The sequence below is a fragment of the Corynebacterium sp. MSK297 genome (assembly GCF_030232885.1).
GTDB lineage: Bacteria > Actinomycetota > Actinomycetes > Mycobacteriales > Mycobacteriaceae > Corynebacterium.
Window position 1 is genome coordinate 198,904 of record NZ_JASPGD010000001.1, and the last position, 15,055, is coordinate 213,958.

The window sequence follows — 15,055 nt, forward strand, 5'->3', positions numbered from 1 at the left end:
TGAGCTAATAGGCGAATAACCGTGGCCCATTTATCCCCCCACACTCAGTTATTGCATACCGGCCACTGCTCCACGATCCGGGCATTGTGCCTAGACTATTGCCATGAATAATTCTTGGGTAACCGACAGCTTGCTAGGCAGGCCATTCCAGCAGCTCACCTTTGATTTCGGTACTGAACCAACTGAACACACCACGGCGTATGCCACGCTTGTGCGCTACACCGGCACTTCGAGCCCGGATTCGCTTGCGGACGATTGGGCTGCCCGCCCAGCGATCTTATGGATTCATGGGCTCACTGATTATTTCTTCCACAAGCACGTCGCCGAATATTTCCATCACCAGGGATTCGCTTTCTATGCACTTGATTTACGTAAATGTGGACGATCGCTACGCGATGGGCAAACCGCGCACCACTGCCTCGACATCGCCGAATACTACGAAGAACTCGATGCCGCGGCAGAACTTATTACCGCAGCCCACGAACAAGCACCGCACAAACGAATCATTCCACTGGCCCATTCCACGGGCGGTTTAATTGCACCACTATGGCTGGATTACCTGCGCCGCGAAAAACCCCAGCTACACACACACTGCGCAGCCTTGGTACTCAATAGCCCATGGATGGAGCTGCCGGTGTCTGATTTTCTAGCAAAAATTGCGCGCCCGGTACTGGCAGGCGTCGGCAAGATTTTGCCTAGCATCCCCTTCCCCGGTGGCCTGATGAGCGTGTATGGGCGCTCGTTACACCAAGATTACGACGGAGAATGGGACATCGATCTACGGTTCAAGCCGTTAGGTAGCTTCAAAAAGCACATGGGATGGATCCGTGCGATCATCACCGCCCAGGGACGGATTCATCGGGATGAAATAAATGCGGGTGTTCCTGTGTTGACATTATCGTCGACGCAGTCAGCAGTGGGAACTTCCACCATGGACAAAGCCCAAACGGCCGATATCATTTTGGATGTTGCACACATGTGGAAATGGACCCCGTACTTGGCTCCAGACGTCACGCTCGCTCCTTTAGAAGGAGCCATGCACGACGTGTTCCTTTCCCGTCTGGCAGTGCGCGAAAACGCTTGCGAAACCACCTTCACGTGGCTAGAACGAAACGGAGTAATTACTCACTAATGAGCACAGCATCTGCACCAGCACCATCGACGGCAAACAATAATACGGACAACAACCAGGCGAAGCATTACGACCTCGTGATCATTGGTACCGGTTCTGCCAACTCGATCCCAGACGAAAACTTCGCGAACAAATCCATCGCGATCATCGAAAAGGGCCGGTTCGGCGGCACCTGTCTGAACGTAGGCTGCATTCCCACAAAAATGTACGTTTACGCTGCTGACATCGCACTGGCAGCACGGGAATCACAGCATCTAGGCATCCACGGTGAGGTCACCAAAGTTGATTGGAACTCCATCGTGGAGCGCGTATTTGCCAATCGCATCGACCTGATCGCGCAGGGCGGCGAAGAATATCGCCGTGGCGATGAGTGCCCAAATATCGATGTCTATGCTGGACATGCCACGTTCAACGGTCCAAAATCGCTGACGGTTGCCGGTGCTGGCGCCGATGGTTCCGATTGCGTCGTCACCGGCGACGAGATCGTGGTTGCAACTGGTTCTCGCCCAATGATTCCAGAACCAATCGCTAAATCTGGCGCACGGTTTTATACCAACGAAGACATCATGCGCTTGGACGAGCAACCGACATCAATGATCATTGTCGGCGCCGGGTTCATCGCCATGGAATTCGCACACGTCTTTCACGGGTTAGGCACGGACGTTACCGTCGCAGTGCGCGGGCAAGAATTGTTGAAACACCTGGATCAGGACATCAAATCTCGCTTCAACCAAGCCATGACCGAAGCCGTCGACGTGCGTTTTGGCCTGAACATCAGTGAGGTGGAAGATACCGAGCATGGTGTCCGCGTGACTTATGACGACGGCAGTACACAAGAAGCGGATGTCTTGTTGGTCGCCACCGGACGCGTGCCTAACGGCGATCAGATGAATTTGCATGCCGCGGGCATCGAGATGCGTGAGGACGGACGCGTAAAAGTTGATGATTACGGCCGCACGACTGCCGACGGAGTCTGGGCACTCGGCGATGTATCCTCGCCGTACATGCTGAAGCACGTCGCTAACGCTGAAACTCGCGTGCTCAAGCACAATATGCTGCACCCAGAAGATCTGCGTCCGATGCCGCACGATCACGTGCCATCAGCGATTTTCACGCACCCGCAGATTGCCACCGTCGGCATGACCGAAGATGAAGCCCGCGATGCCGGTTTCGATATTACCGTGAAGGTACAAAACTATGGTGATGTTGCGTATGGCTGGGCGATGAATGATTCGCAGGGTGTGGCCAAACTGATTGCAGATCGTAACACTGGCCGATTGCTCGGTGCACATTATTTCGGTGAACAGGCCTCCACGCTGATCCAACAGATGGTGCAGGTCATGGCCTTTGATCAGGACGTCCGCGAGGTGGCGACGCAGCAGTACTGGATTCACCCAGCACTGCCAGAAGTCACCGAAAACGCACTACTTGGCCTGGAATTTTAGGCCGGCGCCTTAAATAGTCGGATTCGTCAGAATCTCATTACCGTCGTCAGTGATGACGATGGTGTGCTCGAACTGGGCGGTGAATTTGCCGTCCGAGTTCTGGATGGTCCAATCGTCGTCCCAGACATCATAATCTAGTGATCCCAGGTTGATCATTGGCTCGATGGTCAGGGTCATGCCTGGTTCGAGGACATCGCGGTAGTGATCAGAATCGTAGTGCAAGATGACCAGACCATTGTGGAAAGTCGGGCCGACGCCGTGGCCAGTGAAATCGCGCACCACGTTGTAGCCAAAACGGTTGGCATACGATTCGATGACGCGTCCAATAACGTTGACTTCCCTACCCGGCTTTGCCACCTTGATTGCGCGCATCAGTGATTCCTCGGTGCGCTCCACCAACAAACGGTGTTCTTCGGAGACTTCCCCCGCCAGAAAGGTGCGGTTAGTGTCACCGTGGACACCGTTTTTGTATGCGGTGACGTCGATGTTGACGATATCGCCCTCCTGGATCACGGTAGAATCTGGAATGCCGTGGCAGACGATTTCGTTGAGAGAGGTGCAGCAAGATTTCGGGAAGCCCATGTATCCCAGTGGCGACGGGTAAGCGCCGTGGTCACACATGTATTCATGCGCAATGCGGTCGAGTTCGTCGGTGGTAACCCCTGGGGCTACGGCGCGGCCTGCGACTTCAAGCGCGTTCGCGGCGATTTCGCAGGATTCCCGCATAGCCTCGATGGTTTCTGGCTTCTGGATGAACGGCTCACCGATATTTTCTTGGACGGTGTCTTTCCATACGTATTCCGGACGTTCGATATTCTCCGGAACCGTGCGAATTGGAGTTTGTTTTCCTGGGGAGAGCTTTCCACGTTGAGTCATGGCTCCCCATGGTAATACCTACACCAGGATGATGAGGCTGTAGGTGCTTGTCGACGCCTGACGGTGCGAAGGCAGAGGCAAAAGCAAAGACAGCGGCAGAGACAGCTGCAATCATACTGAAGAAACGACCGTTTACTGCAGCACGACCTTTTTCAGCTCGTCTTCATCTTGCGAGAGGTAGACCTTTGAACGCATCCAGAAGAAACCGAGTCCAAGAATTAGCCACACGGCCAGCGCATAGAACGATTCAGTACTGAGCACGCCGGGCGAGCCTGGTACCAGCAACAGGGCCATGAAGCCCAACGATAGGATGCAGCCCGCGAGGCTAATCCACTTCTGTACTGGATTGCTCCCGGTTTCTAGCTGGACGGATCGAAGTTTTCCATCACGAGCGATCTTGTACGCGCAGTAGCAAGCATAGAAATACGCGATGGTGATACCCACGCTGGTCATGTCCACGACCCAGTTCAGTGCTGCTCGACCAAACCACGGGCTGATCAGGCACAGTAATGCCGTCACCACAATCGCGATCACCGGCGTGTTGTGCTTCGGGTGGATATGAGACACCTGGCTCGGCAACATCTGTGCTTTACCCATGGTGAACAACACACGTGAGGTTGCGGTATAGAAACCATTAAGTCCAGTTAAAACCCCAGCACTGACGGCAACCACCATGAGGATCAATCCCACCGGCCCCATGACATCCCCGATAGCAGCAGCCGGTGGCCAGGCATCGTCTGCATAGTTGGCGTGTCCATCGGCTACTGCGATTGACGTGGCGATCATCATCGTCATGTAGATCAACGTCGCAATCGAAACACCCCAGATCAACAACCCCAAAGCTTTGCGGGGTGAAAAATTAAATTCGCCGGCCAACTGTGGCACGCTATCGAAACCGACATACGCCCAAGGGGCGAAGGCAACAATCACTGCGATTGCGGCGAACGGCGACGTATCAGATGGATAGCCAGGTGCCATGGTGATGTCGTTAGTGAAATAGTAAGTGACCATGGACACAAAGATTATGGCGACACTGACGACGATCAGCACCACCGCGTAGAACTGGAAACGGCCAGAAATCGACGCCCCGCGGTAGTTCAAAAATCCAAAAACGATGATAAATAGTGACGCAATCAGTACTTCCGGCAGATAAATATCCCAACCAGCAACCTCATAGAGTTTGTTGCGCATGAAAAGATCCGGCAGCGTCACGCGGAAGACCAGTGTGATCGCCGAAGCGTTCAGCGCAACAATACCCGCGTACCCGAGTGTCAGCGCCCACCCAGCAATGAACGCATGTATTCGGCCCAACGAAGCCAGAGCAAAGGCTACGCCACCGCCGGTGACTGGCAGTGCCCGCACCACGAATCCATAGCTAAAAGCGACGACCAGGATGGCAAAACCACCAATGAGAAAGCCCAGCAGCGTACCGTACAGGCCTCCCTCGCTCATCCAGTCGAAGGGCAAAATAAAAGCACCCCACCCAATCGCAGAGCCCAGCGCCATGGCGAAGACCCAGGACGGCTTGAACGTTTTGTCCAATGCCGGGGCGTTGTCAGCTGCTCCAGTTGGTTGCGGGTTGGTTGATGCTACCGGTCTGTCTATAGATTCACTGTCAGGCATGAATCAAGAATAACGTAGATCACACAAGACTGTGATTTACACGGCCCTAAAGATTTACATGGCCCTAAACACCGACACTATCTATCCTCCATCGGCCGTGCGAGCGGGAGCGCCTGCGCCGGCACGCAGTTCATCGAGGCGTTGGAAGAAACGATCAGAAACATTCACCGCCGTGGTCGAGCCACCACCGTCGACGACCAACGTGGCAAAAGCGATATCGTCGTCTCGGAAACCAGTAAACCACGCGTGTGATCCTCCGGAGTACTCCGCCTCACCGGTTTTGCCGTGGATCGTGCCTCCGGCTTGCATACCCGCAGCAGTGCCCGAGGCGACAACTTCCCGCATCATCGAGCGCACACCTTCTATAGCTTCCGGGGACGGACCTGGGACGTCTTCACTCGGCGTCGTCTCATGACCTTCGATCAGGGTCGGCACGGGGCGATGCCCTGCAGCCACAGTCGCCGAGACTAGAGCAAAACCAAATGGGCTGGCCAGATCCAGGCCTTGGCCGTAACCAGCTTCGGTGCGCTCGAACGCGGTTTCCCCTTCTGGGATTTCCCCGGTGATGGTCACTAATCCGGGGATCTCATAATCAATGCCCAGGCCGAATTTTTTGCCGGTTTGTTCCAATTCACCTGGGGCGAGGTTCGTCGACATTTCGGCGAACGTGGTGTTACACGACGCGGCAAATGCACGCTGTAGCGGAACCGTGCCCAGCGAGAACTGGTTGTAGTTAATCACGGTGCGGCCTTGGATATTCATCGTTCCTGGACAGCCGACGTACGTTCCCGGATTAACATCTTGGTGTTCGATTCCAGCGGCCGCGGTAATGATCTTGAATACCGATCCGGGTGGATAATGCCCATTGAGGGCAATATCGCCGTCTTTATCTGCTTCCGGGGTTTGTGCGACCGCGAGAATTTCCCCCGTCGACGGACGCATCGCCACCAACATGGTTTGTTTATCTTCCCGCATGGCGACGGCATCTTGTGCCGCCCGTTGTACGTTGTAATCGATCGCGACTTTCAGCGCCGGGGCCGGGTCTGCATCATGCACACTCACGTCGGAAAGCGCAGCCCCCTGGGGATTGACCACGCTCACTTTCCACCCGTTGGCTCCTTCCAGATCATCGCCAACGATCCGGGTCACTCGCGACATAATATCCGGCGCAAAGTCTTTTTCCACCGGAACCATCGCAGGTTCCTCGTTCAGGCGCACCCCAGGCACACCTGCAAGGGCATCAACAATCGCCGGGCCTTCGTCGGCGGAATACACACCAACCGAATAAATGCCATCAATGCCTTCCAACGACGACGCCAGCTCAGCAGCATCCAATGAAGATATCGTCGTATCCCTGGCGCTGGCAGCATTGACCGCACTCGCAATGCGCGCTGCAGCCACGCGGGGATCGTCCAACTGGGCGGTATCGACCAGTAACCGGTGCGAAACTCCTGGCGACAAGAGCTCTACCCCATCCGAGGAAACCACGCTGGCACGAGCTGCCTCGACCGCACGCAATTCCAGGTGTTGATTAGCCCCAAGATCCGGGTGAATGATCGTCGGCTTATAGCGCACGGTCCACTCATCAGACGCCTTCGTCAACGTCATCTCCGTGTCATAGACCAACCCGCGATCGCGCGGAAGATCCCAATGCATGGAATAACGCGCGGTAGCTATCGAATCATTGACGTCGACGTCGTCCAGAGTGGCGGTGAGGCCTTCTGCCTGTAATCCCGTGAAAGTATCGTCGATTGCTTTCGTGATGTCCTGTGGGTTGTCCACAACATCAGATAAAGCCTCCGCATCACGTTCGGCCATGGCATCCAAGAAATCTTGGGCAACCGGGTCTACAGAGGCTGGCTTTGGGGTGCACGCCGCCAGCGTCGAGCCGCCAATGACGGCGGAAACTAGCAGCGCAACCGTCTTTTTCATGACGAAAAGACTACCACGCCACAGTGATGATTTTAGGAAGTGACGCGCACATCGGCCTTAGCACCTTCTTGTGCTTCCAAGCCTTGTTCCTCAGCGATGATATTCGCCTGCTCAATCAGTGTCTCGACAATCTGTGATTCTGGGACTGTTTTCACGACCTGCCCTTTCACAAAAATCTGCCCCTTACCGTTACCCGATGCCACACCAAGATCAGCATCGCGAGCCTCACCAGGGCCATTGACGACACAACCCATCACAGCAACGCGTAACGGGAATTCCAAGCCGTCGAGGCCTTCAGTAACTTCTTCGGCCAACTTGTACACATCCACCTGGGCGCGACCACAAGAAGGGCAAGAAACGATCTCCAGCTTGCGTTCTTTCAGGTTCATCGCCTGCAGGATTTGCTCGCCAACTTTGATTTCTTCTACTGGGTCAGCGGACAACGACACGCGGATGGTATCGCCAATTCCTTGCGAAAGCAGTGCACCGAAAGCTACGGAAGACTTAATGGTGCCCATCATCAACGGCCCGGCTTCTGTCACGCCCAAGTGCAGCGGGTAATCCGTCTTGGCAGCTAGCTGCCGATATGCCTCCACCATCAGCACCGGATCGGAATGCTTGACCGAAATCGCAATATCACCGAAACCGTGCTCTTCGAATAGGGAAGCCTCCCAGATCGCGGATTCCACCAGGGCTTCCGGGGTCGCCTTGCCATATTTTTCCAGCAGCCGCTTGTCTAGCGAGCCGCCGTTGACGCCGATGCGGATGGGAATTCCCGCATCGCCAGCCGCCTTGGCAACTTCTTTCACTCGGCCATCGAACTCCTTGATATTGCCGGGATTCACGCGCACCGCAGCACACCCGGCATCAATGGCCTGGAAAATGTATTTCGGTTGGAAGTGGATGTCCGCAATCACCGGAATAGGCGACTTTTTCGCGATCGCCGGAAGTGCCTCAGCATCGATAGGCTTCGGGCACGCAACCCGGACGATATCGCAACCGGTTGCCGTCAGCTGGGCAATCTGCTGCAAAGTTGCGTTAATATCATGGGTTTTGGTCGTCGTCATCGACTGCACTGAAACCGGATAATCCGATCCGACTCCCACATCACCGACCATAAGCTGACGCGTCTTACGTCGCGGAGCCAGCGTTGGCGGCGGACCTTCCGGCATTCCGAGTCCAATCGGAGTTGGCATGTATTCTCCTTGCAAATTGCGAATGTGCTGGCAATATTCTAACACTGACGGCTACAGCTACACACTGCTAAAACAGCATGATGGGGTTAACCAGATCGGCAATAATCACGATCACACCGACCGTCAGTAGTAATGCCGCCATGCCATAGGTCAACGGCAGCAATTTTTCATAATTCGCCGGGCCACCTGGTTCTTGGCCACGTAATCGACGGACAAGGTTACGTAGCTTTTCCCACAGCACCACCGCGATGTGCCCGCCGTCGAAAGGCGGAAGCGGAATCATGTTAAACAGCGCGAGGAAAAAGTTCAGCGTCGCTAGCATCATCCAGAACATCGGCCACAACTCGCGTTCGACGAGTTCACCGCCTGCACGCGAGGCACCCACCACGCTCATCGGGCCATCTTGTTCTCGTTCTGCACCGAAAATTGAAGCGGCAACCGCTGGAATCTTGCTTGGGAAAGCAATAATGCCATCGACCGTGGCTTTCAGCATGTACCAAGAATAATCGAGACTCGCCGGTATCGCCTCAATAACGTTGTATTCACGATGCACATCCAACGGTGCGTTGGTCAGACCAACCGAGCCGACAGTCTGTGGCTGACCGTCGACGTCGTAACGCACCACAGAGTCCAGTTCGACATCCAACTGCAACTGTTGGCCGTCACGTTCGATATCCAACGTGACGGTCTCCCCCGGCCGGGCCTGAACCTCATCGCGGAACTGCATGAAATTATCCAGCTCTTCGCCGTTAAGTCCGGTGATAATGTCTCCGGCGACAACTCCAGCTTCTCCACCAGCGCCGTGCCCCGTACAGTCTTCTAATTCAGCGGGCGCATCCGCCTGGATAGGTGCCTTTTGATCCGCAGAGCACGTAACCTCACCTACCTTCGCCCGGACGTCGGCATGCGGATCTGGCAATCCAGCACTCGCCGCGACTAGGAACAAGATCAGCAAACCAAGTACAACATTGACGAGCGGTCCCGCTGCCAACACCGCGATACGCTGCCATGCAGGTTTGGAATACATCGCATGCGGCTTTTCTTCCTCCGTCATCTCATCCATCGCGGTCATACCAGCGATGTCACAAAAACCCCCAAGCGGAAGCGCAGCTAGACCATACCGGGTATGCCCTTTGGTAAACGACAGCACGGACGGGCCGAAGCCCACATAAAAACGACGCACGCGCATACCAAAAGCCCGCGCCGAAACCATATGCCCGGCCTCATGCAGTGCGATCGTGGCTGCAATGCCCAGGGCAAACAGGAAAATGCCAAGAATAAAAGCCATCGCGAAAACTCTACCTTAACTACGCACTAGGACAGACAGTGCACGCGTGTGATATGTTCCCCGGCGACCCGGCGGGCAGCTTTTTCCAGTTCATAAATATCGTCGAGGTTGTTAGCGAGCGGTCCCGATTGCTGCGCGAGGGTCTCCATCACGGTGCCGACGACATCAACGATCTGCGGGAAACGGATGTGCCCACGCAAAAATGCTGTTGCGGCTTCCTCATTAGCAGCGTTGAACACGGCTGGTAGACCGTCGGTAGCAAGCGCAGTGCGGGCTAAATCTAGGGCTGGAAAAGCCTCGTTATCCACCGGCAGGAATTCCCAGGACTGCGCGTCTTGCCAGTTGAGCGGCGGCTGCGCATGCGGGAGGCGGTTCGGCCACGCCAAGGCCAACGCGATCGGAAGTTTCATCGACGGTGGCGAGGCCTGCGCAAGCGTAGAGCCATCACAAAACGTTGCCGCTGAGTGCACGATCGACTGCGGATGCACGACCACATCAATATTGCTGGCGGGAAAATCAAATAGATAGCTGGCTTCGATCAGCTCAAGGCCTTTATTAACCAAAGTCGCAGAATTAAGTGTATTCATCTGCCCCATCGACCACGTCGGATGTGCTGCGGCTTGCTTCGGAGTGACATTCCACATACGTTCGCGATCCCATCCGCGGAACGGCCCCCCAGATGCGGTAAGCACCAACCGCGAAAGCTCTTGCCGACGCCCGGAACGAAGGGCTTGCGCCATGGCAGAATGCTCAGAATCAACCGGTATAATCTGTCCCTGAGCTGCTTGTTCTAATATCCAGCGCCCACCAGCGACTAGGGATTCTTTATTCGCCAGTGCCAGTGTCGAGCCTGCGCTCAGCGCAGCAAGCGTTACCGGCAACCCGCGAGAACCATCCATGGCGTTGAGCACGACATCTGCGTCGGCAGACGCACACAGCGTCGCCGCTGCATCCGGACCGCCCGCGATATTTTCGCCGAGTTCTTGCGAGATCTTCTGCGCTGCGGCCTTATCGGCGACGGCGAGAGATTCCGCTGAAATCCCGAAATGCCGTGCCTGCTGACATAACAGCTCCGGCCGCGAACCACCTGCAGCGAGCCCAACTAGCTCAAATTTATCCGGGTTATCGGCGATAATTTCTAAGGCCTGGGTGCCGATCGACCCTGTCGATCCCACCACGACTACGGAACGCTTATGGTCGGTTTCCGGGGCTACCGTCTGCTGTTTGTGTTCTGCACGATTCACGCCCGCTACTTTATCGCCTAGCGGCTTTAATCGCTTTATACCCGTCGGTATGCAAGAATAAAGACAGCTATATTTTCAGGTTCGGCAATTGCCACCACAATAGACACCGTGGCCCGTGAACTCATACAGTTTCCGAAACAGGCGGGTTTATTCTGGTGGTGCGCCGGACACAGGTTTAACTGACGTTGATGTGAAGGAGTATCCGCTGTGGCTTCCCACGAACCCGCACCGCAGGTACATAACGGTGTATCTACCCTCGATGTTCCCTCGGCGGCCTGGGGTTACAGCGCCGTAAAGCGCACCACCATCCAGGTGTCAGGCTGGATTTCCGTCCTGTGGCTTTTGGGGTTGAACTTCGGTAACCACGAAGGCCACGTCGAGACCATCTACCTGTTTACTTTCGCGATTCTGATTGCACTTGGCTTGCTCATCCACCTGTTTGAACCAAAGCTTTCTCAGGTGCGCACCCTCACCGGCCGTAACAAGGGCGAAAACCACAAAGAACCAGAATGGGCTTACCAGCAGGCGACCCTCACCGGTGTCTACGCTGAGCTCACCGATTCACAGCTGCGCTCGATGAACATCGATCCAGCACGTGTTGCTCAGTTGCGTGCAGGCCAGCGCAACGAATCCATCGAGGGCTAATCACCACCGCGGTTAATCACACCGCATCAAACTAATAGCCACCCCGGTTTCGGGGTGGCTATTGTTGCCTGTAGAACTTTCTCAAACCCTAAATACCCGAGTTAAACTCTGGCTTCGGCTTCCATTTTTCGGTCAGCTTCTTCCTCTGCAGCCAGCTGGCCACAGGCTGCCGCGATTTCTTGTCCCTTGGTATCACGAACGGTGCACGGTACCCACTGAGAAACGCGACGGACGAACTCGTCTTGCCGGTCTTTCGGCGAGGCATCCCATTCTGATCCTGGGGTTGGGTTCAGCGGAATCAAGTTCACATGCACCTTGGTACCCAAAGCCTTCCACAGCTTCTCTCCCAGGAGATCCGCGCGCCAATCCTGATCATTCTTATCGCGGATCAACGCATATTCAATAGAAACCCGGCGTGAGGTCTTTTCCACGTAGTACTTCGCGGCATCCAAAACTTCTTCTACCGACCAACGGTTATTCACGGGCACGAGGGTATCGCGGAATTCGTCGTCCGGCGTGTGCAAAGAAACCGCCAGGGTAACGTTCATCTGCTCGTCGGCAAGCTTTCGGATAGCTGGTGCCAAACCCACCGTGGAGACTGTCACGTTACGAGCGGAAATACCGAATCCTTTCGGAGACGGGGCAATAATCTGGGCGACGGTTTCCTTCACGCGCTTGTAGTTTGCCAGCGGCTCACCCATGCCCATAAACACGATATTCGACAAACGCGAACCTTCGTCGGCAAGAGTCTTGGCTGCATGACGCACCTGCTCTGTCATCTCTGCGACTGAGAGGTTACGGTCCAACCCGCCTTGGCCGGTAGCGCAAAATGGACAGTTCATGCCGCACCCAGCCTGCGAAGAAATACACAACGTCGCACGGTTCGGATAACGCATCACTACCGATTCCAACAAGGTTCCATCATGCAGACGCCACAACGACTTTGAGGTATGGCCGTCGTCGGTTTCTTTGGAATACAGGTGCGTCATCAGCTGCGGAAATAGAGCTTCTGCAACTTTGCCCCGGGCGTCGGCAGGTAGATCCGTCATCGTCGTCGGATCGGCTTCATAGCGCTCGTAATAGTGACGCGCAATCTGATTGGCACGGAATTTTGGTAGCCCCAGCTCGGCTAACGCGTCGATGCGTTGCTGTTCACTCAAGTCCGCAAAATGCTTTGGCGGAAGGCCCCGCTTTGGGGAGGAAAAATCGAGTTTTACTGGTTGTGGCATGACTGCCATACTGCCTTGTTCGGAGCCTATGGACAAATCGTTAAGCAGTATATTCCACCAGCATATTAATCAATAACCACGTAGCCATGGCCGCGGGCAGCATGCCATCAATACGGTCCATGAGTCCACCGTGGCCGGGAAGAATTGCTGACATATCCTTGATGCCAAATTCGCGTTTAAACTGAGACTCCACAAGATCGCCCAAGGAGGCGCAAATTACCAAGCCTAAGCCCAGCACGAGGCCGATGCGCCAATCATCGTGCAGCAAGAAATGCACACTCAGTGCTCCGGTGATCATGCCAAACAAAACCGAGCCGGCAAAACCTTCCCAGGATTTCTTCGGACTCACCGCAGGCGCCATGGGGTGGGCACCAAACATGACGCCAGCAGCATAGCCGCCGACATCGGAAGCTACGACGCATAACATAAAAGTCGCGATCGAGGCGCTCCCCGATGCCCATGAGGTACTCAGATGCGAAAGCATCGCGCCAAACGAGGCGAACAATGGGATCCACATAAGCACGAATACGCCAACGGACATATCGCGCAAATAATTCTGTGGGGCGGCATGCCTGCCATTATGAAATAGCCTGCCGAACATCAGAACCAATACAGATGCAACAAACGCGGCAACCAGGCCCGTAATTTCAAATGGCCATGACAGCCACACCATGGCTTGGCCCATGATCATCATCTGATAAGACGGCAGGCTGTAGGAGTTTTCCCGCAAGCGTGAGAGCACTTCCCACATAGCCACGGCCACACCGATAGAAACAACTGGATACCACGCGACCGGACCGATCAATAACGCGCCAATAACCAGCGCGCCCAGCAGAACACCAACACCAATTGCTACACGAAGATCACGACCGGCATCGTTTTTTGGGTATGGGAGATGGCCACGCAGTGACCACCTGGATCTAGATTCCTTCATACCCCTCCTTAAGGCCCGTGTTCAGGAATTCTTGGCGAAAGTGTTCGTGGAATGCATCGCCCTCACGGCAGCGCTCATGCTGGTTGTAGAAAGACGCCGCACTGCGCGGTTAACCACACGCACAGCGCGACGTTGGCAAAATGCTGAAACGAATTTAGACTTCCATCAATTCGGATTCTTTATTTCCGACGACGTCATCGATGGAATCGACATACTTCGCGGTCACTTTCTCCATCTCGGCTTCTGCCGCCTTGACTTCGTCTTCGCCGCTTTCACCATCTTTTTGCAGCTTCTTCAGCTGTTCCATGGCTTTTCGACGAACGTTACGGATAGCGATCTTTCCGTCTTCGCCTTTGGAACGAGCAAGTTTTACCATGTCTTTACGACGTTCCTCAGTAAGCTGCGGGATAGTCACGCGCAGGACTTGGCCATCGTTCGTTGGGTTCACACCGAGATCAGAGTTGCGAATTGCGTTTTCAATCTCACCGATCATCGACTGCTCATAAGGCTTGATCAGCAACATGCGTGGTTCAGGTACCGAGACCGTCGCCATCTGGGTAATAGGTGTCGGGGCACCGTAGTATTCCGCGACCAGGCCATTGAACATTGATGGGTTCGCCCTGCCCGTGCGAATGGTGGTGAGGTCTTCACGGGTGTGCTCAACAGAGGCTGCCATGCGCTCTTCTGCTTCCAGCAAAATATCATCAATCATGAGTAAGTCCTGTACTTAATCGAGTAATGCAGATCTGCCGCCGAACTAGTGTGTCCGGCTATCCAGCTGTTTCTAGTTTTCCTGTGAGATTACCAGGGTGCCAATACGTTCCCCGGCTACCGCGCGGGCAATATTGCCCTCAGTCAACAGGTTGAACACCAAAATTGGCATGTCATTATCCATGCACAGGCTGAAGGCCGTGGCATCAGCAACCTTCAGGCCCTTTTCGATGACTTCCCGTGGGGTAATTTCGCTGTAGAGTTCGGCATCTGGGTTATACCGTGGATCATCGGAATAGACTCCATCGACACCCTTGGCCAAAAACAGCACCTCTGCCCCGATTTCCAGGGCGCGCTGGGCGGCAGTGGTATCCGTAGAGAAATAGGGCATTCCCATGCCCGCGCCAAAAATAACCACGCGTCCTTTTTCCAAGTGCCGGTCGGCGCGCAATGGTAGATAAGGCTCTGCGATTTGGGCCATGTTGATGGAGGTTTGCACACGGCAGTCCACGCCCAGTTGTTTCAGGAAGTCCTGCAGCGCCAACGAATTCATGACTGTACCGAGCATGCCCATGTAGTCCGAGCGTGCCCGATCCATTCCGCGCTGGGATAGTTCAGCGCCGCGGAAGAAGTTGCCGCCACCGATGACGACGGCGATTTCCGCGCCGGTTTTTGCTACCTCGGCAATTTGGCGGGCGACGTTTTCGACCACATCCGGGTCAATGCCGACGGTTCCCCCACCGAACATTTCGCCGCCGAGTTTCAACATGACGCGTTTATAGCGGGTTCTTTGGGCACTC

The 15,055-nt window shown here is 55.1% G+C and carries 13 protein-coding genes; 3 read left to right on the top strand and 10 right to left on the bottom strand.

The genetic code is table 11. From position 1 onward, the window contains the following. The first annotated feature begins 103 nt into the window (after window positions 1-103). The gene (locus tag QP888_RS00920; RefSeq protein WP_284811521.1) at window positions 104-1,132 is read left to right on the top strand and encodes an alpha/beta hydrolase; all 1,029 of its coding nucleotides are present in this window, start codon (window positions 104-106) and stop codon (window positions 1,130-1,132) included. Beyond that, window positions 1,132-2,577 (top strand): mycothione reductase, encoded by a 1,446-nt coding sequence (gene mtr, locus QP888_RS00925; RefSeq protein WP_284811523.1) that lies wholly within the window; start codon window positions 1,132-1,134, stop codon window positions 2,575-2,577. The genes QP888_RS00920 and mtr overlap by 1 nt, the downstream gene beginning before the upstream one ends. A gap of 9 nt (window positions 2,578-2,586) precedes the next feature. Here the strand turns inward: mtr and map are convergent, their stop codons facing one another. The 6 genes from map to dxr form a co-directional block, all read right to left on the bottom strand. Next, window positions 2,587-3,453: a type I methionyl aminopeptidase gene (map, locus tag QP888_RS00930; protein ID WP_284811524.1), complete on the bottom strand. Its 867-nt coding sequence runs from the start codon at window positions 3,451-3,453 to the stop codon at window positions 2,587-2,589. Between the two features lie 132 nt (window positions 3,454-3,585). Then, window positions 3,586-5,076: an APC family permease gene (locus tag QP888_RS00935; RefSeq protein ID WP_284811526.1), complete on the bottom strand. Its 1,491-nt coding sequence runs from the start codon at window positions 5,074-5,076 to the stop codon at window positions 3,586-3,588. A gap of 81 nt (window positions 5,077-5,157) precedes the next feature. Then, window positions 5,158-7,008, bottom strand: a complete 1,851-nt coding sequence (locus QP888_RS00940) for a penicillin-binding transpeptidase domain-containing protein (protein WP_284811528.1) — start codon at window positions 7,006-7,008, stop codon at window positions 5,158-5,160. Window positions 7,009-7,040: 32 nt separating this feature from the next. Further along, entirely contained in the window at window positions 7,041-8,204 is a 1,164-nt protein-coding gene (gene ispG / locus QP888_RS00945) for a flavodoxin-dependent (E)-4-hydroxy-3-methylbut-2-enyl-diphosphate synthase (protein ID WP_018119761.1), read from the bottom strand. A 67-nt stretch (window positions 8,205-8,271) separates the two neighbouring features. Beyond that, window positions 8,272-9,492, bottom strand: coding sequence for a M50 family metallopeptidase (locus QP888_RS00950; RefSeq protein ID WP_284811530.1), 1,221 nt, complete (start codon window positions 9,490-9,492; stop codon window positions 8,272-8,274). 26 nt (window positions 9,493-9,518) lie between these two features. After that, the gene (gene dxr / locus QP888_RS00955) at window positions 9,519-10,736 is read right to left on the bottom strand and encodes a 1-deoxy-D-xylulose-5-phosphate reductoisomerase (RefSeq protein WP_284811532.1); all 1,218 of its coding nucleotides are present in this window, start codon (window positions 10,734-10,736) and stop codon (window positions 9,519-9,521) included. Window positions 10,737-10,943: 207 nt separating this feature from the next. On the opposite strand from dxr, the gene QP888_RS00960 reads away from it, so the two are divergent. Continuing rightward, the gene (locus QP888_RS00960; protein ID WP_284811534.1) at window positions 10,944-11,381 is read left to right on the top strand and encodes a DUF2631 domain-containing protein; all 438 of its coding nucleotides are present in this window, start codon (window positions 10,944-10,946) and stop codon (window positions 11,379-11,381) included. Between the two features lie 101 nt (window positions 11,382-11,482). Here the strand turns inward: QP888_RS00960 and rlmN are convergent, their stop codons facing one another. The 4 genes from rlmN to pyrH form a co-directional block, all read right to left on the bottom strand. After that, window positions 11,483-12,610 carry a dual-specificity RNA methyltransferase RlmN gene (gene rlmN, locus QP888_RS00965; RefSeq protein ID WP_284811536.1) on the bottom strand — a complete coding sequence of 376 codons (1,128 nt, stop codon included), beginning with the start codon at window positions 12,608-12,610 and terminating at the stop codon, window positions 11,483-11,485. Between the two features lie 40 nt (window positions 12,611-12,650). Next, window positions 12,651-13,544, bottom strand: a complete 894-nt coding sequence (locus QP888_RS00970; RefSeq protein WP_284811538.1) for a phosphatidate cytidylyltransferase — start codon at window positions 13,542-13,544, stop codon at window positions 12,651-12,653. Window positions 13,545-13,698: 154 nt separating this feature from the next. After that, entirely contained in the window at window positions 13,699-14,256 is a 558-nt protein-coding gene (gene frr, locus QP888_RS00975) for a ribosome recycling factor (protein ID WP_284811540.1), read from the bottom strand. A 72-nt stretch (window positions 14,257-14,328) separates the two neighbouring features. Beyond that, window positions 14,329-15,024 (bottom strand): UMP kinase, encoded by a 696-nt coding sequence (gene pyrH / locus QP888_RS00980; RefSeq protein WP_284811836.1) that lies wholly within the window; start codon window positions 15,022-15,024, stop codon window positions 14,329-14,331. Window positions 15,025-15,055: the final 31 nt, after the last annotated feature.